The organism is Bradyrhizobium sp. B097, assembly GCF_038957035.1.
Lineage (GTDB): Bacteria > Pseudomonadota > Alphaproteobacteria > Rhizobiales > Xanthobacteraceae > Bradyrhizobium.
This window is the reverse complement of the sequence record NZ_CP152412.1, coordinates 962,353-982,082: the sequence shown is the minus strand read 5'-3', so window position 1 is coordinate 982,082 and position 19,730 is coordinate 962,353. Positions and strand designations below refer to the sequence as shown.

The window sequence follows — 19,730 nt, the reverse complement described above, 5'->3', positions numbered from 1 at the left end:
GGCACGACCCGACGCGGATCGAGGCGAGGACGGCGGGCAACGCGCTGACGAGACTGCATAGGATGTTCCCCGGGAACAACGGACGGAAAGATGCGCGGATCGGATCTGCGCAGATGCTCGTCACACGGCTTGACCGTATGCCAGGCTTCTCGTCTCCAAGGACGCCATTTGATCGGCGGGACCGAACGACAAAATCGCGGGCTGCATCACAATTCCTGCGCAGACATGATGCGCGCTTGCACGGCCGCTCAACATCAGCTCAGCAGCACGATGCCGCCGGGCAGATGTCGCGCCTTCGCGCCGAAGATCTGCTGGAACATGGTCAGGATGCCATCAACATTGTCGATCCGGAACCGGCCGTTGACGAGACGGCGTTCCAATTCCGCGTTCGTCACCATGACCTTGCCCGAACGGTAACGATTGATCTCCGTCACGACGTTGCCGAGCGGAGCGTCATGAAAGATCAGCATTCCGTCGCGCCAGGCTGTCACCTCGGCGGGATCGACCGACATGGGCGCCGCGAGACCAAGCGCTGCATAGCTGACCTGTTGTCCCGCGCGCAGCGCCGCGACGGAACTGTGACGGGTGACCCGGACCTCGCCATCGAGGCACGTCACGCAGGTGCTGCGCGGCTCATGGCGGACGTTGAACTGCGCCTGACGTGCACTCATCTCGCCGTCGCCGGCAACCACGCGCACCTCGCGGCTCGCCGAAGCAGCGGCGAACACGGCTTCGCCGGTCAGGATCTCGATGCGATCCTGGCTGCTGTCGCCTGAGTGAACATTGACGCTGGTTCCGGTGTTCAGCGTCACCTTGACGACGCCATCGATCGTGAGCTTGCGCTGCTCGCCGGCGGCGGTGCGATAGTCCGCCATCACGTCCTGCAGCGACGGCCACAGCTGCATCGGTGGTGACACCACGAGATAGGCGGCGGCCGACGTCGCCAGCGCGCCTCCAAGCATCGCCCGCCGCGTCATCCGCGACTGCCGCCGGACGTCGGCCAGCATGGAATCGCTGCGCCGCTTCAACAGGTTGGCGCCGGCCGGGCCGAGCTGATCCCAGAGCAGGCTGGCCTGCGCCAGCGCCTCCGAATGGGCGCTGCTCTGGCTTCCCCAATGCCTGACTTCCTCGATGTCCCGCCGGGTGGCCCGACCCGAACCAAGCCGCTGGACGCGCGCAAGCGCCTCGCTCTCGATCGCGGTCAGCTCCTCCGACGGTTCGTCGCTGCGTGTCATCGATCGGGCGTTTCTCTTGGCAGCACGTCCATCCAAATACGCAACACTCTGACGCTCTCCTATCAGGACGTTTCCCGCGGCGCCGGACCGAAACGCCTTGTGACCTTTTTATTAAACCGCTTGGCGCAGTGCTCGAGCGCGGCTTTCAGCTCAAGCTCCACCAAGCGCTGCGAAACCCCGAGGCGCGCGGCGATTTCCCGGAGTGGCGTGCCTTCCAGGCGGGATGCGAGCAGGATCGTCCGGCGGCGCGGCGTGAGCTCCTCAAGCACCTGCTCCAGATGCGCAATCTGCTCCCGCGATTCGACCTCGCGTTCCGGCCCGGGCGCCGCGTCGGCGATCTCGAGCATCGGCTGCACCTCGAACCGTTTGATGCGGCGCGTCTCCTGGCGCTCCCGGCTGATCGCAAGATTGAGCGCGCTGCGCAGCAGATAGCCGATCGGGCTGTCCACCACGCCCGGGCCGTTCTTGTCGCGAAGGTGCAGCCACGTCTCGTGAAGGGTCTCGCGGGCTCTTTCGTCGCCGAGACGCCGCGCGAGGCGGCGTCGAAGCTCGTCGTAGCGCTCGACGAGCACCTGCCGAAGCGTGGTCGAAGTGGTTTCCGTCATCGCGCGACCAGTCCCGGGCGCCTCGGGTCACGCGCGGCACAGTCGCCGGTCTCGGAAGGCGGCCGCGGCGAAACCGCCATCATGACGGGCTGCGGCATATCCGGCGGCGGCGGTCGGCCGATGACGACAGCACGCAACAGGGCGGCGATCGCCTGGTCGCGCGCGCTGTCATCGGTCGAGCCGAGCAACTGGGGCTGCAGCACCTCGCCGGCATGCCCGATCCAGAACCTGAACTTGATCCGATAGCCGCCCGGCGCGGTCAGCGCTGACCGGCAGAATGCCTCCTCAATGCTGCTCTGGACGGACGCAAGATACGGCATGAAGCCGCGCATCGACGCCGTCTGCGGCGCAGTGGCCGCAGGTACAATCGTGAAGGCGTTCGCCGCGGCATAGACCGCGACCAGACCGGTTCCTTCGAGCAGGAGCTGCAACGCCATGTCGGGCGTCATCGATCCCTTGACGGCCTGCGCGCGGCGTCCCCCGGCCAGTGTGGCGTCGTAAACGACCTGAAGACCGGTGGCCGCGCTGTAGGCATCGAGCGCGGAGACCAGAGGCTGGCTGCCAATATCGAAGTCGACCGTTGCCGGCGTCCGAACTGATTCAAGGCTTGCGGCCATCGTTACCGTCTGGATATTCCCGGCAACGAGAGTGCCTATGACCAGGCCAAGAAAGCGCTGCCACATCCGATCATGCTTCGAGCGCAGCCCGATCTTCCGACCCATTGAACAAAGTGCATGAGGCGCCGCCTTGATCCTCAAGCCCAGCCGAACAGCACGATCTATCGGTGATCGATAGAGCCGTTCGTCAAACCCCGCGGCAGGCGCAACATAGAAACAGATTGTGACAATCTGCTAACAAGGGCCTCGCACCGGCCGCACCTTGCGCCGTCGCAGCCGGCGCCAGCCGATCACGATACCGCTGATCGAGACGATGGTGCCGACCGCCGACAGCAGCCAGACCACGACATCGCGCGCCGGCGAGATGCGCAGCAGCAGCGGGAAATCCAGGCTGTGCAGCGCGTTGAACAGCCAGCGATAGGACCGGCGGCTGTCGTCGCTGCGGTCGAGGATCTCGGCGGTGCTAGGTGAGATGTGCAGCCAGGTGTGGGCGGGATCGTCGAAGCCGATCCGCAGCACCGGAAGCTCGCGCGCATGGTGCAGCGTGTACCAGTAGGCGTCCGGCTCATCGAGCTGTCGCGCCGATATCATCGCAGCTTTCGGCATCGCGCGCCGGGCGGCCGCGACGATCTCATCCTGCGAGAGCGTCACGGGCGCGCCGGTCACGGGATCGGCGAGGCTGCGACGGCCGCCGCTAGCGTCGAGCACCATCAGGGGATGTCCGCCGATCCAGACGAAGCGCGCCTCCACGGCTGATACCGGCGGCGGCGACGGCAAGCCGGCGACGATATCGGGCGTGTCGTGGCCGCTGTAAGCGACCGCGATCTCGCGCGTGAGGCCGCGCCCGGAGAAGGCGCCGCCGGGATTGAGCGACAGCCAGCCGCTGAACATCCAGGTGAAGACGAAGATGCCGCCGACGAGGCCGGCGATATGATGCCAGGCCATCCAGCCGCGATAGGGCGAGATCGCGCCATCAGCGTAACGGCGCGTCAGCCGCAGGCGCAGAATGCCGATCCAGAAGCCGGTGACCGCGACGACGAGGCAGATGCCCGAGATCCACAGCACCACGTCCCGCCACAACGGCCCGTCCTTGCGCAGCACGGTCGGATAGATCCAGTGCGGGATCGACCCGAGCCAGTTCCAGACGCGTTCCTGCCGCGTGGTGTCGAGCGCGATCTCGCCGGTGCGCGACGAGACGTAGAGCTCGGTGCCATCGGGATCGCCGAGGCCGATCAAATAGAGCGGCCGCAACGGATCGAAGCGCGCGGTGACCGACCATTGGTCGCGCGTCACCGTGTCGAGCAATTGCGGACGCACCGCGTGCGGATGATGGCGTGCAATGGCCAGCGCCTGATCCGGCGTGACGCGATCGATCACCCGGCCATCGATCGCCGAGATGGTGATGGCGCCTCCGTTCCAGCCGTTCACGCGATAGACCGGCGCGTCGTCCATCATCGACAGGCGAAGGTCACGCGGATAACGCTCGACACCCGCGACCGCCATCGCGCGATCAGGAGCGACCTGCACCTTGCTCCAAACGATGCCAGGGAGCGCAGAGAGGCGCTCGTCGTCAGTGAGGCGCGGAAACGCCACATACATCATGACGAGGCCGGAGATGAACCACATCGCGAAGAACAGACACGTCGCAATGCCGATCCAGCGATGGACGACATAAAGCCATCGCCGCGCTCGCCGGATCAGAGCGTTGCGCATGGTCAGAACTTCACGTTGACGGACAATTCGGCGGTGCGCGGCATGCCGAGCAGCCACTGTCCCGTCCCGTTCGAGGTCACCGCGTAGACCTTGTCGAACAGATTATAGACCCGGAACGCAACCGTGGTGCGGTCATCCGGCTTCCACCTGATGCCGCCATTGACCACATTGTAGCCCGGCCGCAATTGGGTGTTGGCGAGATCGGAGTACATCGCACCGACGATCTGCACGCCGCCATAGACCGACCAGTTGGGCGCGAAGTCCCAGGTCAGCCAGACGTTCGAGACCTGCTGCGGAACGTTGACCGGAACATTGCCGTTGTAGCTGACGACCTTCCCGCTAACCACCTGGCTGTTGTTGTCGTATCTCGCACGCAGCAGCGCAAGATTGGCGTCGACGCGCCAGCCGTCGTTCAGCGCGAGCCCGATCGTTCCTTCGACCCCGCGGGATGATTGCTGGCCGATCTGCAGTGCCAGGCCGGCGGTCGGATTGCTGGGATCGGGAATGGTCAGGCCGGTCTTGACGATCTCGTAAGCGGCCAGCGTCCACTCACCGCGGCCGCCCCAGAACGACTGCTTGACCCCGATCTCGGTCTGCTTGCCGGTCGCGAGCTGGAAGGTTTTCTGCGAGGTCGACAGCGAGATCAGGTTGCTGACCGGATCGACGCCGACCGCGTACTGACCATAGAACGCGAGGTTCTTGATCGGTTCGTACACCAACCCGGTTCGCCAGCTGGTGCCCGACAGCGTGGTTTCAAAACTGTTCGCCGGCGTCTTGTAGTCGGTGCGATCGACCTCGGGACGATCGTACCTGACGCCGGTGACGAGCGACAATTGATCGGTCAGCGACAGCCGATCTTCGGCGAACAGCGCGTACTGATTGACGATCGCGTTGAAGCCCGGCGTCGTCGCCGTGGTCGTCGCGAAGAACGATCCGGGATCGAACACGTAAGGGTTGACCGACGACGCGCCGCCATAGGGCGAATTGTTGGTGTGGGTGAAGTCGATTCGGTTGACGTCGAACCCGGCGACAAACTGGTTCGCGAGGCCGAAGACGTGACCGCTGAAGGTCGTATCCATCCGGTTGCCGAGCTGCTTCTGGTCGTGGAAGATCTCGATGTAGCTGGAGCGGTCGATCAGCTGGGTCTTCGGGTTCCAGGTGTAGTTTTCGATATCGCGCCAGTGCCGCTCGCTGGTCAGGTAATACAGCGTGTTGTTGATCTTGATGCCGTCGGCGACGTCCCACTCGGTCTTGAACTGGGTCCAGCTGTCCTGATAGCGGATCGCGCTGTCCAATGCGTTGTAGTTCTTGAAGCGCAGCGCGTCCTGGATCGAGCCGTTGATCAGCGGCGTGCCGAAATAGCGCGACGGGCTGCGGTCGCCGTAATCCTCGGACAGCGTGAAGGCGAGATTGTCCGATGCCTGCACCCGCACGGCGGCGGAGACCACCGCATTCGAGGTCCTGTCGCGATCGACCCAGCCGTCCGACATGTTGCCGGTGGCGTTGATGCGGTAGGACACATTGGGATTGATCGGACCGGTGCTGTCGACCGAGAGCCGTCGCGCCATGTTGCTGTCGAGCGAGACCTCGGCCTCGTTGTAGGGCGTGCCCTGCGGCTTTTTCGGAACGACGTTGATGACGCCGCCGATCGCGCCTTCGCCATACAGCACCGAGGCCGGGCCGCGCAGCACTTCAACGCGCTGGGTCGACCAGGTGTCGTAGGGGAACGTCAGGGTGCCGGAGCCGATATAGAAGCGCGTGCCGTCATACAGCGTCATCACCGAGTTGCTGCCGGCAAAGCCGCGGGTGCTGAACGACAGTCCGCCATTGCCAGGCGCCGGCGTTGCGGTGAATCCGGCCGCGTTCTGGGTGACGGCATCAAGCACATTATGCTGGCCGCGTTCGGCGATGGTCTGCGCCGTGATGATCTCGACGCTGGCCGGCGTCTGCAGCGGCGTCAGATTGAGGCGACTGCCGGTGCCTCCCTGTGTGGTGGCATTGAGCGTCGGCGATGCCGTTCCCGATGCGCCCGACGCCGCGGCGCGCGGCGCGCCAGCGGTTGCCGCGGCCGTCGCAGGTCTGGCGCGCGGCCGCGACGACGTCGCCGAGTTGCGGCTTCGCGCCGCAGGCTTGGGCTTTGCTGATGTCGAGGGCGCGACCTCGATCGGATCGAGCGTTGTGGGTGGGGATGTTTGTGCCGAACCTTCAGCCGGCAACAGCAGCGATGACAGGGAGCAAACGAGACCGAGGCGCCAACGGCGCGCGGCGGGAGAGGACGGAGACATGAAAGGACTCGCGGTAACGTGGCACGTCACCGCGAACGCGGACTGGCGCATTGCCCCAGAGGCAGTGCTCCCATCCCACCAGGACGCCCCCGCCCGATGTGCTCGCGTGTGACCACGACTGACGGCAGGTCTCCTGGCTCACGGGTCATCGCCTGTCGACGCCTTCCCGGACCGATGGCCCAGTGGCAAATTGACGAAAGGCTCGCCGTTTACAGTTGCGGGGACAGCTGCGGCATTGGGGTTACCCTCGCACCGCATTCCCTTTTGATCCCCGAAGGGAACCGTCGGCAAAAACGATAGGTGGTGCGGGATGGACTGTCAATTCGATGCGATTGTCGCACACATGCTTTGCGGGATGATGCTGCGGCGATGACACGGGGACAGCGAGGGCCGACGCGGGTACTTCTTATCCCCGTCATCCCTGCGCAAAGGCTTCGCCTTTGTCGCTGGAGGTGCGAGCGGAGCGAGCCTCGAAGGATGCATCGGCCACCAGCCGGGCCGTCGACCCTTCGAGACGCGCTTCGCGCTCCTCAGGGTGACGGTGTGAGAATTGTAGCGAGCGGCCTCCCCACGCAGTCGTCCTGGCGAAAGCCAGGACCCATAACCACCGAATTCGATTGGGAGTGCGATAGCGGCCTCAGCGTCGCACAACAACAAGCGGTTGGGGTAATGGGTCCTGGCTTTCGCCAGGACGACGCTAAATGCATTCACATTCTCTCTGGATGACGGATCACTCGACGCATCCCTGCATCACCTCATCGATCTCGGCTCGCGACAGCGCGCCCATCTCGGCGATGAACACGATTCGCGTGCGTGGCACGCCGGGTGTCGGCACGCCGCCGGCGGCCAATGTCGCGCGGCCGCCGGCGAGTTGAAACACCGTCAGCCGGCCGGGCTGCTCCACCGTCTCGAACAATCCCTTCGCCCGCGCCAGCTTCGGCGCCAGTCTGCCGATCGCCTGCTGCAAGCGCGGCAGCGCTACCTTCCGCTCCGACGTCCAGCTCAGGGTCTCGAACCGATCGGATACCGGTCGTCGCGGCGCGGTCTCGCGCGGCGCCGGCAACTGATCGAGGTCCGCGGGAAACAGCAGCGCGGCCGGCACCTCGCCATGCAGCGCATCGACCACCACGGCCGCCGGACGCACTGCCCGCACCGCATCGCGGATCGCGGCGCACGCGGCTGCATCGGCCAGATCGACCTTGCTCAGCGCCACCACATCTGCCGCCCGCAGCTGCGAGCGCAGCAGCGCATCGTTCAGCATCGCCGCAGGCTGCGTCGCGTCGACCACGCACAGAACGGTCTCCAGCGGCGCCTCCTTCCAGATCACCGGATCCATCAGGTTGCGCACGATGTCGGCGGGATCGGCGATCCCGCTGGTCTCGATCACGATGAATTCGGGACGCGGATCACGCCGCAGCAGGCCAGCGAGCGTGCGCAGCAGATCGCCCTCCAGCGTGCAACAGATGCAGCCATTGCTCAGGCTGACCACGCCATCGCTGGCGCCGGCGATCAGCTCCGCGTCGATATTGATCGCGCCGAAATCATTGACCACGGCGGCGATGCGCCGGCCTTGCGCATGCGCCAGCAGATGGTTCACGACCGTGGTCTTGCCCGCCCCGAGAAAACCCGCGACCAGCAGGATCGGGACCGCCACCTCAGCCCCCAGTGACCGGCCGGCGCACCGGCCGGCCCGGCCGTGCCGCGACGTCGAGCACGCCATCATTGATCAGCGGCTGGCCGCTGACCACGAGATGCCGCACGCCTTCCGCCGGGCGGTTCATCGCGGAGAAGGTCGCGCGATCGCTGAGCGTCTCGAAGTCGAACACCACGACATCGGCGTCGGCGTCGACCTGCAACCTGCCCTTGGCGCGCATCGCCGGCGTGCTCGCGGACAGGATTTCCGCCGGGATCAGCGCGCATTTGCGGATGCCCTCGAGCAGCGACACCTTCCTGCGCTCGCGCACCCATTCGCGGATGAAGCGAGTGAAGCAGCCGGCCGAACGCGGATGCGAGGTGGCATCATCAGGCAGCGGCCAGGCGTCGCCGGTGTAGGGGCGGCCGTCCGACAGCGTCCACGGCATCGCGTCGGACGCGATCGCACCGCCCGGATACAGCACCGCCATGTCGAGCAGATCGCGATGATGCGCGTTGTTCTCGATATCGAGCACATGCCACAGCACCAGCGTCGAGGGCTCTGCGGCCTGCGCCGCCAGCAGCTCCTCGCGGCTGCCGAAGCGATGACCGTCGGTCACGCGCTGCACCGAATCGTAGCCGAGGCCGTTGCGCTCCTCGAATTTGGGATCGCTGAAGAAGGTCGCCGCCAGCACGGTCGAGCCGGTGCCGTAGGGATAGGCCTCGACCGTGATCGGCAGGCCCTGCGCCTGCGCTTTCGCAATCAGCGCAACGCAGCGTTCGATGTCCGTCTTGCTCGACGAGTTGAAATGGCAGATGTGCATGTGCGCGCCGGTGGCGCCGGCATAGCCGATCAGGCGGATATAGGCCTCGGCCGCGCTCTCTGGATCGATGCGGGACATGTAGGCGACGTGGGTGAAGGTCGGCACCGCATGATCGGCGGCGAGCTGGCACACCGCAGTCAGTTCCTGCACGCCGGCGCCCGGCGCATAGGCGTTGAGAATGCCGATGCCGATGCCGCCCTCATTCAGTCCGTTGGCAAGGCGCGCGAGAATGCCGCCGACCTCGCCCTCGGTCGCCACGTTCTCGATCCAGCGGCGATCGCGCATCGCGGCGCCGAATGATTCCAGCGAGCTTTCCGCATTCGAGCCGGTCATCGCACCGATCCGCGCGAAGGCCCAGTTGGCCGCCGCGCCGTAGTTCAGCACCCGCCCCTTCTCGGCCTGACGCTTGTACCAGGATGCCACCGGCAACACGCCGGCCTCGAGGTCGAGCGATGTCGTGACCCCGTCGAACGCCTGCATGCGATCGGCCGGAATGGTCTGGCCATGCGCGTGCAGGTCGATGAAGCCGGGCGCCACCACAAGTCCGGTGGCATCGATCTGCCGCTCGGCGCCGCCGAGGCCGGTGCCGACCGCGGCGATCCGGCCGTCGACCACCGCGACGTCGCCGATCGCGTCCATCCCGCTGGCCGGATCCACCACCCGGCCGCCGCTGATCACCAAACCACCCATCTCGCCACTCCCCGCATTGTCCAAAACCGCGGTCCCGGCCGGCCGCTTTCATCAAAGGCTTACGACCGGTCCGATGCGGGGCCAAGAGACAAAAATGCATCGCATCTATCGCCGCGTAGGATCAACGTCGTCTCCGCTGATTTCCTTTCTCCCCGTCATCCTGAGGTGGCCGCTCCTTCAGCGGCCCTCGAAGGATCGACGGCCACCAGCGGGGCCGTGCATCGTTCGAAGCTCGCTCCGCTCGCACTTCCAGCAACAAAGGCGAAGCCTTTGCGCGGGGATGACGGGTCTGGCAGTGAGCTTCGTTACGTCGCACTTGCGCGTCGTGGGGAGAGCCCCCTCCAGAGATCGGCTCTCGGCCTGGTGCGGCTCGCGACGATCTTCGGCGGGGTCCGATCCATCCCGATGGCCGCTTCGAAGGCGCGACGCAGCCGGGGATTTTCGATTTGCACCTCGAAGCGTCGGACAATAGCCTCGGCATGCGGGTCACTGCCGGTAATGGCGTGACAGAGTTCCGCGGTCGTCCTGCGGAAGAAGTGGAACGAGCCGTCGGCCGAGCCACCCGATCGATCGAGCTCACCAGCCATTGCGAGCACCTGCATCCGGTCGGCGTCGTCGCACGTGACCACGAAGCGCAGCATTGCGAGTTGCCACGCGCAGAGCAGCTTGCCCTGCGGTTCGGTCGCTCCCTCGCTGCGCATCGATCGAACACCCCGCGCGCCGATCCATGGCGCGGCGTGACTATCCTTGCGCAGCAATAGGTTTTCGAGGGGAACGCGCAAGCGATCTCATAGGAGCGGCATAAGCGCGTTAGGCCCGCTCAAATCCCCTCGAACTGCAGCCGTGCCAGCCGCGCATAGAGGCCGCCCGCGGCAACCAGTTCGGTGTGGGTACCCTGCTCGACGATCCTGCCCTGGTCCATGACAAGGATGCGGTCGCAGGACAGCACGGTCGCCAGGCGATGTGCGATCACCAGCGTGGTGCGACGGCGCATCAATTCCTCCAGCGCGGTCTGCACCAGCGTCTCGCTCTCGGCGTCGAGCGCCGAGGTCGCCTCGTCGAGCAGCAGCAGCGGCGCATCGCGCAGGATCGCGCGGGCGATCGCGATGCGCTGGCGCTGGCCGCCCGACAGCGTCACGCCGCGCTCGCCGAGCTGGGCGTCGAAGCCTTCGGGCAGCCGGCGCAGGAATTCGGTGGCATGGGCGAGATCGGCGGCGCGCTCCACCTCGGCGTCGGTGGCATCGGGCCGGCCGAACCGGATGTTGTCGCGGGCGCTCGCGGCGAACACCACGGAATCCTGCGGCACCAGCGCGATCCGCGCACGCACGTCGGCCGGATCGGCCTGCCGGATCGGCACGCCGTCGAGCGAGATGGTGCCCGATTTCGGATCGTAGAAGCGCAGCAGCAAATGGAACAGCGTGCTCTTGCCGGCGCCGGAGGGACCTACGATCGCGACCTTCTCGCCGGAGCGCACCTCCAGCGATACGCCGTCGACCGCGAGCGCGTTGGGCCGGGTCGGATAGGCGAAGCTGACATTGTCGAAGCCGACATCGCCGCGCGCGGGCTGCGGTAGTGCGCGCGGCGATGCGGGAGCTGCGATCTGCGGCCTGACGCGCAATATCTCGAACAGCCGTTCGGCGGCGCCCGATGCGGCCGAGACCTCGCCCCAGACCTCGCTGAGCTGGCCGAGGCCGCTCGCGGCGAAGGCCGTGTAGAGAATGAACTGTCCGAGCCGGCCGGGGCTGATGGCACCGATCAGCACGTCGTGCGAGCCGACCCAGAGGATCACGACGACGCTGGCGAACACGATGAAGATGACGATCAACGTCAGCATCGCGCGCGCCTTGGTCGAGCTGCGCGCGGCGTCATAGGCCTGCTCGACCTCGCGGGCAAAGCGCGTCCGGGCGAGCCGCTCGCCGGTATAGGCCTGCACGGTGCGGATCGCATTGACCAGCTCGCTCGCATAGGCGCTGGCATCGGCCAGCGTGTCCTGGGCGTTGCGCGACAGCCGCCGCACCCAGCGGCCGAACGCAACCAGCGGAATCACGATCATCGGAATCGCGAGCAGCACGAAGCCCGAGAGCCGCGGGCTCGTGATCACCATCATCGCGGCGGCGCCGAAGAACAGCATCAGATTGCGCAGCGCGATCGACACCGAGGCGCCGACCGCGGATTTGATCTGCGTGGTGTCGGCGGTGAGCCGCGACACCAGCTCGCCGCTCCGTGCGGAATCGAAGAACGAGGGCGACAGCGAGATCAGATGCGCGAACACGTCGCGCCGGAGATCGGCGACGATGCGTTCACCGATCGTCATCACGAGGTAGTAGCGCGAGGCGCTGGCACAGGCGAGCACCGCGACGACGGCGATCATCACGCTGAAATAGCTGTTGATCATCGCGATGCCTTCGGGCGTGAAGCCGAGGTCGATCATCCGCCGCACCGCGACCGGCACGATCAGCGTCGTGATCGCCGCAATCGTCAGCGAGATCAGCGCGAGGATCGCCCGCCCCTTGTAGCGCGCCACATAGGGCGCCAGCGCAAGCAGGGGCCGCAAGCGGGCACGGCTCTTCGCCGGCTCCATGATCTGGCCCTCGATGAAGGCCTCCTCATCGAGCAACGCGTCGCGCGGCGGCTCGGGGGTGCCGCGAGGGGTCTCAAGCTGTTCGGCTACACTCATTATCTAGACCGGTTCTATCGCCCCCCACATAGGCCCGCCGACCCCCGGCTGGCAAATCCGGTAAAGTCCCAATCCGGTGATGGGCTTAAGCCCCTTCTTGGCTTGTCTTGGCCGGCACCATGGGTTATAGAGCCGCCCAAATCCCGTACCTAGATGTCTTGAGACGGGCGCTGGCGCGCCGAAGGAACTGCCATGAAAGCCGATATTCATCCGAATTATCATACGATTAAGGTCGTCATGACCGACGGCACCGAGTACCTGACCCGCTCGACCTGGGGCAAGGAAGGCGACACGCTGAACCTCGACATCGACCCCAAGTCGCATCCGGCCTGGACCGGCGGTACCCAGCAGCTGATGGACCGCGGCGGCCGTGTGTCGCGCTTCCAGAAGAAGTTTTCGGGTTTCCTCAAGAAGGACTAAAGTCCGCTTCGGGATCGCCCTCGCGATCAAACGCAAAACGCCTCCATCTTGGGGGCGTTTTTGTTTTGGGCTGCTCGCTCCATTTGTCGTCCTGGCGAAGGCCAGGACCCATAGCCACCGCATTCGGTGATGAACGGGATCGGCGCCCGAGCGCGCGCAACAATTGAGAATTGGGGTAATGGGTCCTGGCCTTCGCCAGGACGACACTGAATGTGCGGCACGGCCTACATCCACAATCGTCGTCCCTGCGAAAGCAGGGACCCATAACCACAGGGTCGTGTTGTTGAGGAGGGCTGTGGCCCCAGCGTCGCGCGACAACGAGCCTTCGGGGTAATGGGTCCTGGCCTTCGCCAGGACGACACTGAATGTGTCGCACGGCCTGCATCCACAATCGTCGTCCCTGCGAAAGCAGGGACCCATAACCACAGGGTTGTGTTGTTGAAGGGGCCGTGGCCCCAGCGTCGCACAACAATGATGGGCCCCGGGTCAAGCCGTGACCCTAGCGATCCTGGAAGGCCAGCCGCGCGCCGAGCGCGACCAGGATGCTGCCGCCGATCCGCTGCATGATGCGCTGTGACCTCCTGGAGCGCTGCAGCTTCGTCATCACGGCGCTGGCGAAGAACACGCAGACGATATCGACCGCCGAGAACGTCAGGTTGACGATGGTGCCGAGAAGGAACAGCTGGGCCCAGACCGGCACGCTGGCCGACGCGTCGACGAACTGCGGCAGGAACGCCAGGAAGAAGATCGCGGTCTTCGGATTGAGCACCTCGACGACGATGCTTTGCGCGAAGGCGCGCTCCGCGGAGAGCGGCGCCAACACGGGACTCTTTGCAGTGCCGCGATCGCGGAACAGCGACAGCCCGAGCCAGACCAGATAGGCCGCACCGGCGAGCTTCATCGCTGTGAATAGCGGCGGCACCGCATGAAACAGCAGCGCGAGGCCGGCCGCCGCGGCGATGACATGGACGTAGCCGCCGAGATGCAGGCCGAGCGAGGCCATCAGCCCCGCGCGCCGGCCGCCCGCCAAAGTGCGGGCCGCGGCATAGAGCATGGCTGGACCCGGGATCAGCGCGAAGGTCGCGGTCGTGACCGCAAAGGCAAGGTACAATTCCATGTACAGGCTCAATCTCTGGACGATAAGGGGCTGAGCGGGCGCTACTTCCTTCGCCGTCATTGCGAGCGAAGCGAAGCAATCCATCTGTCCGCATATGCCGATGGATGGATTGCTTCGTCGCTATCGCTCCTCGCAATGACGGCCTGCAATTTGTTCACGGCGTCTCAGTTCGCCGGGATCATCGCCGCGACCTCGCGATCACCCGGATCGTCGCTGGCGCCAAGGCCCGCGATGACGCCGGCGCGATCCTCGAGCTTGCGGTTCTGGCTCATCTTCTTCTTGGCGTCGATCCGTGTGATCGGCATCCGGAAGCCGACGATGCCGCGCAGCTGCGCCTTGATGAAATCATCGGGCGCATCGCTGACCTGCCAGACTTCCTTGCGCGTACTCTCGTGCAATCGGGTCAGTCGCGTTACGACATCGAGCAGCCGGTCCGCATCCTCGAAGAACTCGGCCGCACCATAGGCGTGGACGGCAACGTAATTCCAGGTCGGCACCACCTTGCCGTGCTCGGCCTTGGTCACATACCAGGACGGCGTCACATAGGCGTCGGGCCCGGTGAAGATCGCCATCGCTTCGCCGACCGCGGGCAGCTTCCATTGCGGATTGGGCCGCGCGACGTGACCGTACAGCGTGCCGTAGTCGCCCTCGTTTTCATTGAGGATCAGCGGCAGCGGCGTTCCGATCAGCCCGTCGGCCGTCGCGGTGACCAATGTCGCGAGGCGCGACGCCCGCATCGCGGCGTGGATCGGGCCGAGCTCATCGATCTTGAAATGCGGCGGCAGGTACATGGCAGACCTCTTGGCAGACCTCATCGAATTGTTGCTCGCAACATAGCGCCGAAGTGGCCTATGATAAGAGCCACTTTCGATCACAATGACTGGTCCACTATGCCTCGCCTGCGCGCCACCATCAGCATCCCCTCGCTGCGGACGGTCGACCGCACCGCCGGACAGGTCGGGCGGCAGATCGCGCGGGCGCTGCGCGGCGCCATCGCCAATGGCGAGCTGAAGGCCGGGGAGTATCTGCCGTCGACCCGCGCGCTGTCGGCCTCGCTCGGCGTGGCGCGCGGCACGGTGACGGAAGCCTTCGAGCAGCTGCAGGCCGAGGGCTATCTGGAATCGCAGGTCGGCGCCGGCACCCGCGTCGCGGCGACGCTTGCCGAGCAAGCACGGCCGGTCCACCCGCCGGCGGGTCGCAGCCCGAACAGGACTGCGCCGATCGCGTTGCCGCCGCGCGCGATGCGGCTTGCCAAGGTGGTGGCGGCCTTCACGCCGATGCCCGAAGTCCCGTTTGCGATTGCGGTCCCCGGAGGCGCGGTTGCGCCCGACGACAATTGGCGCCGCCTCGGCAACCGCGTGCGCGCGTCGCGCGCGGCGGCGCCTTCGAGCTACGGCGATCCGCGCGGCCTGATGGAGCTGCGGCAGGCGATCGCCGACTATGTGCGCAAATCCCGCGCGGTGCATTGCGAGCCCGAGCAGGTCGTGATCACGGCCGGCACGCAACAGGGCCTCTCACTTGCCGGCCGCGTGCTGCTGTCGGCGGGCGATCGGGTGTGGACCGAGGATCCGGCCTATCCCGGCATGAGCGCCGTGCTCGACGATCTCGATTTCGTCACCACGCGTGTTGCCGTCGATGCACAGGGCGTCGACGTCGATGCGGCGGTTGCCGCGTGTCCGGATGCGCGCGCAGCTTTCGTGACGCCCTCGCATCAATATCCACTCGGCATGCCCTTGAGCATGGCCCGCCGCAACGCACTGGTGGCGTGGGCGCAGCGAAGCAATGCGTGGATCGTCGAGGACGATTACGACAGCGAGCTGCGCTATGCGGGCCATCCGTTCCCGTCGATGCAGGGCCTCGCGCCGTCGCGCGTGATTTATCTGGGCACGCTCAGCAAGGTGCTGTTTCCCTCGCTGCGGCTCGGCTACGTCGTGGCGCCTCTTGCGCTGATCGACGCCTTCGCCGGCGCGCGGGCGCTGCTCGACCGGCATTCACCGACTGCCGACCAGCATGTGCTGGCGGCCTACATGCGCGAAGGGCTGTTCGAGGCGCATATCAGGCGCATCCGCGGCGTCTATGCCGCGCGGCGCGCGACACTGATCGCGGCGCTCGAGCGACACATGCCTGATGATTTCACGCTGCAGCCGAGCGACCAGGGCATGCATCTGTTGCTGTGGCTGCCGCACGGCCTCGACGATGTGCAATTGGCAAAGGCCGCGCTCGCCGCCGGCATCGTCGTGCGACCGATCTCACCGATGTACGATGCGGCAGCACGGCCCGGCCTCATGCTCGGCTTTGGTGGATTCGAACCGGAGGGACTGGAGGCAGCGGCGATACGGCTGCGACGCGTGATCGATCAAGATGCACCGCAGCGCCGGCAACGCGTTCACTCGTAGAATGCACCCGCGACAACGATCATTGCTGCACGACGCCAAGCATCAGAAGCTTCTGGTCCGAGATTGGCTGTCCGTGATGTGTCCTCGGCCCACGAAGCCGCGGCACCTAAGAAGGCCTCTATCGAACCGTTTTCCCAACCGTTTGGTCCAGCTGAATATGGCGAAGTTGGTCTTGCCAATTCCTTTTGCTGCTCGTCCTGCCGATCAAGCGCCATCAGTTGCAGAAGTCGGATGAACGACCGCTCGTCAGTAACCGCTTCGGCTGCTGCGATCAGATCATGGACCATTGTGGCCTCGCGGCTCGAGCACGTCGCAGCGACGTCTCACGCAGATCTTACTGCTCGAACGCAGCCTTGAGCCGGTTGAGCTGCGGCACCAGCGGGTTGCCGATCGACGAACGATCCGGCGCCGGCGCATGGATCGTGGTGTCGAGGCGGCGGACGCGCGCCTGCAGATCCATCGAGCGGGCGATCAGCTGCTGCAATTGCTCCGGCAGCTTGGTCACCATGTCGACCGGGCCGGGATCGGCGGCCGACAGCTTCACCTTGGTTTTCTCGCGATTGGCCTGGGTCAGCGTCATCTCGCCTTCCTTGACCGCGCGATGCAGCAGCAGCCACGACGCGAGCTGCATCAGCCGCGTGGTCAGGCGCATGCTTTCGGTGGCATAGGTCAGGCTGACCGAACGCTCCAGCGCCTTGGCCTCGGCACGGCCGTCGCCGTCGAGATAGGCAGCGGTCTGCTCGACCAAATCCATGCCTTCCCGGAACAGCACGCCAAATGCCGCAGAATTGGTCAGCCGTTCACTGAACAGCACAAGCCCGGCTTCGTTCTGGGAACGATCCGCCATGGTTAACGCCCTCACACCATCGTAACGCCCGCTGGCATCTGACGCGCCAGCTTATGATGAACAAATCATTGCGCGGGCGCGCCGAAGAGTCCAGCCGCAACCGGATTTATGGTTTCCAACGGATAGGACGCACAAAAAAGAGCCGCCGTTTCCGGCGGCTTTTGAAGTTGATAACAGGGAGGCGTCAAACAGAGTGGACAGGAGCCACTCGGTGTCCAAACGAGGACAATGCAGTCATAATCGAGAAAGCTTAACCGATCGTAAATGAACGGATTTCTTCAGGCTTTGTTTGCCATGTCGGCCATTGACCTAGTTTGGGACAGGTGCGTGCACGCCGGCGCGTAGCCCGGATGAAGCGCAGCGAAATCCGGGAACGGTCCATCCGCGGATAGCGCGGCCCCGGATTGCGCTTCGCTTCATCCGGGCTACGGGGACCGAATGATGTCGCAGCGCTACGATTTGAAGAACGCGTTCGCGGCGTCCTTCGACGCGCGCTTCTTCGTTATTGCCTCTTTCAGGCGATCGACTTCGGTCGTGAGCAGCGCGATGCGCTCGGTCAATTCCTCGACCGACAGCAGCGAGAGATCCTGTCCGATCTCGTGGGTGATCTTCTTCCGCGGCCGGTCCTCATCCTCAATCGGCATGTGTCCTCCCCGCGATGAATCTGGCGCCGTGCGTCCAGAGCTGGTAATGTCCTCGTGCAGGAGAATTTTGCAGTGACTTTCGTGTGCGCGCAACATCTGACGCGAATGCCCCGGCCCGACCGCAAGGAGTCTGACCGGACGGGATAGTGCGCCTGCGCGCCAGGCATGAGCCGACCCCAAGCCCTTCCGATCATGCGGGAGGGCTTTTTGATTTTCGATTTGATTTCGTCGAAAATTTTTCTTGGGGGTCGGCATCACCGAACGCGAAAGACCTCACCCCATGAGCAAGATTCTCATTACCAGCGCCCTTCCTTACGTGAACGGCGTCAAGCATCTCGGCAATCTGATCGGCTCGCTGCTGCCCGCCGACGTCCACGCCCGCTTCCGCCGGCAGACCGGTGACGACGTGCTCTTCATCTGCGCGACCGACGAGCACGGCACGCCGGCCGAGCTCGGCGCCCTCGAGGCAGGGCAGGATGTCAGAGAGTTCTGCGATGCGCAGCACGCCGTCCAGGCCGACATCTACCGGCGCTTCGGTCTCTCCTTCGATCATTTCGGCCGCACCAGCGCGCCGCACAATCATGCGCTGACGCAGCACTTCTATCGCCGGCTCGACGCAGCCGGGCTGATCGAGCCGCGCATTTCGCGGCAGGTGTGGTCGCCGGCCGACCGGCGCTTCCTGCCCGACCGCTACGTACTCGGCACCTGCCCGCATTGCAGCGATGGATCGGCGCGCGGCGATCAGTGCGACCATTGCGGCACGCTTCTCGACCCGCCAGAGCTGATCGATCCGCGCTCGGCGCTATCAGGCGACCGCGCGCTCGAAATCCGCGACAGCCGTCATTTGTTCCTGCGCCAGTCGCAGCTGGTCGAGAAGATCAGCGCGTGGATCGACAGCCGCACCGGCTGGCCGCCCTTCGTGGTGTCGACCGCGAAGAGCTGGCTCAATGCCGAGCTGCGCGACCGCTGCATCACGCGCGATCTCGCCTGGGGCATCGCCGTGCCGCGCGAGGGTTTTGACGGCAAGGTGTTCTACGTCTGGTTCGATGCGCCGATCGGCTACATCGCGGCGACACAGCAATGGGCCGCAGCTGCGCCTGATCGCGACTGGCGGGAATGGTGGTGGCAAGCGGACGACGTCAGCTACATCCAGTTTCTCGGCAAGGACAACATCCCGTTCCACACCGTGAGCTTTCCGGCGACGCTGATCGGCTCTGGCGAGCCGTGGAAGACCGCCGATGTGATCAAGGGATTCCACTGGCTGAATTACGAGGGCGGCAAGTTCTCGACCAGCAGGAAGCGCGGCATCTTCACCGACGCGGCGCTGGAGGAATTGCCGGTCGATCTCTGGCGCTGGTGGCTGATCGCCAACGCGCCCGAAAGCGCCGACACCGATTTTGCCGTCGCCAGATTCGTTGCCGATGTGAACAAGGATCTCGCCGATATCTTCGGGAACCTCGCCAACCGCATCATCAGTTTCGCGCATCGCGCCTTCGAGGGCCGCATCCCGGATGGCGATGCACCCGGTGAGGCCGAGCGGCAGCTCGCGGATGATCTGGAGCAGCGCATCGCAGCGCTCCACCGCCATCACACCGCGCTGGAGTTTCGCGCGGCCGCGGCTGCGACCCGCGCGATCTGGGACACCGCGAACGCTTACCTGCAACACGCAGCACCATGGACGGCCATCAAGTCCGATCCGGCACGTGCCGCGATCATCACCCGCACAGGCCTCAATCTTGTCGCACTCTGCGCCACGCTGGCGTGGAGCATCGTGCCTGATCTCGCGGAGCGCGTGCTCCGCGCCTTTGGTCGCGACGATGTGATCCCGTCCTGGCCCAATGGCCCACTCATTCCGCTGCTGGACAGTGGTGCCGGCACGCCGGTCGCAAGGCTCGGCCCGCTGGTCGAGAAAATCACCCCCGAAAAAGCCGACCATCTGACGAGGCGGTTCGGGACTTAATGGCGTTTCGCTTCGTTCGAAAAGGCGGTATGCCACCAGCCAATCCACTTCACTGACCAGGGACGAAC

Annotated in this window: 17 protein-coding genes and 1 riboswitch; of the genes, 3 read left to right on the top strand and 14 right to left on the bottom strand. The window is 65.3% G+C overall.

Features of this window, described 5'->3' with window-relative positions; translation table 11 throughout:
* Positions 1-254 precede the first annotated feature (254 nt).
* The 9 genes from AAFG07_RS04515 to AAFG07_RS04475 form a co-directional block, all read right to left on the bottom strand.
* Positions 255-1,235: a FecR domain-containing protein gene (locus tag AAFG07_RS04515; RefSeq protein ID WP_342726191.1), complete on the bottom strand. Its 981-nt coding sequence runs from the start codon at positions 1,233-1,235 to the stop codon at positions 255-257.
* Positions 1,236-1,297: 62 nt separating this feature from the next.
* Positions 1,298-1,840, bottom strand: a complete 543-nt coding sequence (locus AAFG07_RS04510) for a sigma-70 family RNA polymerase sigma factor (protein ID WP_207833465.1) — start codon at positions 1,838-1,840, stop codon at positions 1,298-1,300.
* Complete coding sequence (locus tag AAFG07_RS04505) at positions 1,837-2,598, bottom strand: STN domain-containing protein (RefSeq protein WP_342726190.1); 762 nt, start codon at positions 2,596-2,598, stop codon at positions 1,837-1,839. Before AAFG07_RS04505 ends, AAFG07_RS04510 begins: the two co-directional genes overlap by 4 nt.
* Positions 2,599-2,691: 93 nt before the next feature.
* A complete protein-coding gene (locus AAFG07_RS04500) occupies positions 2,692-4,170 on the bottom strand; it encodes a PepSY domain-containing protein (RefSeq protein ID WP_342726189.1) in 1,479 nt (492 codons plus the stop codon).
* A 2-nt stretch (positions 4,171-4,172) separates the two neighbouring features.
* Complete coding sequence (locus AAFG07_RS04495) at positions 4,173-6,455, bottom strand: TonB-dependent receptor (protein ID WP_342726188.1); 2,283 nt, start codon at positions 6,453-6,455, stop codon at positions 4,173-4,175.
* 105 nt (positions 6,456-6,560) lie between these two features.
* Positions 6,561-6,756: riboswitch (cobalamin riboswitch) on the bottom strand.
* Positions 6,757-7,185: 429 nt separating this feature from the next.
* Entirely contained in the window at positions 7,186-8,109 is a 924-nt protein-coding gene (locus AAFG07_RS04490) for a GTP-binding protein (protein ID WP_342726187.1), read from the bottom strand.
* A 1-nt stretch (position 8,110) separates the two neighbouring features.
* A complete protein-coding gene (locus tag AAFG07_RS04485) occupies positions 8,111-9,601 on the bottom strand; it encodes an amidohydrolase family protein (protein WP_342726186.1) in 1,491 nt (496 codons plus the stop codon).
* A 305-nt stretch (positions 9,602-9,906) separates the two neighbouring features.
* Positions 9,907-10,302 (bottom strand): hypothetical protein, encoded by a 396-nt coding sequence (locus AAFG07_RS04480; protein WP_342726185.1) that lies wholly within the window; start codon positions 10,300-10,302, stop codon positions 9,907-9,909.
* A gap of 119 nt (positions 10,303-10,421) precedes the next feature.
* A complete protein-coding gene (locus AAFG07_RS04475) occupies positions 10,422-12,278 on the bottom strand; it encodes an ABC transporter ATP-binding protein/permease (RefSeq protein ID WP_342726184.1) in 1,857 nt (618 codons plus the stop codon).
* Positions 12,279-12,470: 192 nt separating this feature from the next.
* Here AAFG07_RS04475 and rpmE point away from each other — a divergent pair, with 192 nt between their 5' ends.
* Positions 12,471-12,698: a 50S ribosomal protein L31 gene (gene rpmE, locus AAFG07_RS04470; protein ID WP_016845230.1), complete on the top strand. Its 228-nt coding sequence runs from the start codon at positions 12,471-12,473 to the stop codon at positions 12,696-12,698.
* Positions 12,699-13,197: 499 nt separating this feature from the next.
* Here the strand turns inward: rpmE and AAFG07_RS04465 are convergent, their stop codons facing one another.
* Both AAFG07_RS04465 and AAFG07_RS04460 read right to left on the bottom strand, forming a co-directional pair.
* A complete protein-coding gene (locus AAFG07_RS04465) occupies positions 13,198-13,815 on the bottom strand; it encodes a LysE family translocator (RefSeq protein WP_342726183.1) in 618 nt (205 codons plus the stop codon).
* 164 nt (positions 13,816-13,979) lie between these two features.
* Positions 13,980-14,606 carry an FMN-binding negative transcriptional regulator gene (locus tag AAFG07_RS04460; protein ID WP_342726182.1) on the bottom strand — a complete coding sequence of 209 codons (627 nt, stop codon included), beginning with the start codon at positions 14,604-14,606 and terminating at the stop codon, positions 13,980-13,982.
* 99 nt (positions 14,607-14,705) lie between these two features.
* Between AAFG07_RS04460 and AAFG07_RS04455 the strand changes: the two genes are divergently transcribed.
* Complete coding sequence (locus tag AAFG07_RS04455) at positions 14,706-16,211, top strand: PLP-dependent aminotransferase family protein (RefSeq protein WP_342729052.1); 1,506 nt, start codon at positions 14,706-14,708, stop codon at positions 16,209-16,211.
* Here AAFG07_RS04455 and AAFG07_RS04450 read toward each other — a convergent pair.
* The 3 genes from AAFG07_RS04450 to AAFG07_RS04440 form a co-directional block, all read right to left on the bottom strand.
* Entirely contained in the window at positions 16,202-16,498 is a 297-nt protein-coding gene (locus AAFG07_RS04450; protein WP_342726181.1) for a hypothetical protein, read from the bottom strand. The genes AAFG07_RS04455 and AAFG07_RS04450 overlap by 10 nt on opposite strands.
* A gap of 47 nt (positions 16,499-16,545) precedes the next feature.
* Positions 16,546-17,058, bottom strand: a complete 513-nt coding sequence (locus AAFG07_RS04445) for a DUF1465 family protein (RefSeq protein WP_092123179.1) — start codon at positions 17,056-17,058, stop codon at positions 16,546-16,548.
* A gap of 452 nt (positions 17,059-17,510) precedes the next feature.
* A complete protein-coding gene (locus AAFG07_RS04440) occupies positions 17,511-17,702 on the bottom strand; it encodes a DUF1192 domain-containing protein (protein ID WP_342726180.1) in 192 nt (63 codons plus the stop codon).
* Between the two features lie 280 nt (positions 17,703-17,982).
* Here AAFG07_RS04440 and metG point away from each other — a divergent pair, with 280 nt between their 5' ends.
* Positions 17,983-19,662 (top strand): methionine--tRNA ligase, encoded by a 1,680-nt coding sequence (metG, locus tag AAFG07_RS04435; RefSeq protein WP_342726179.1) that lies wholly within the window; start codon positions 17,983-17,985, stop codon positions 19,660-19,662.
* The last annotated feature ends 68 nt before the right edge of the window (positions 19,663-19,730 follow it).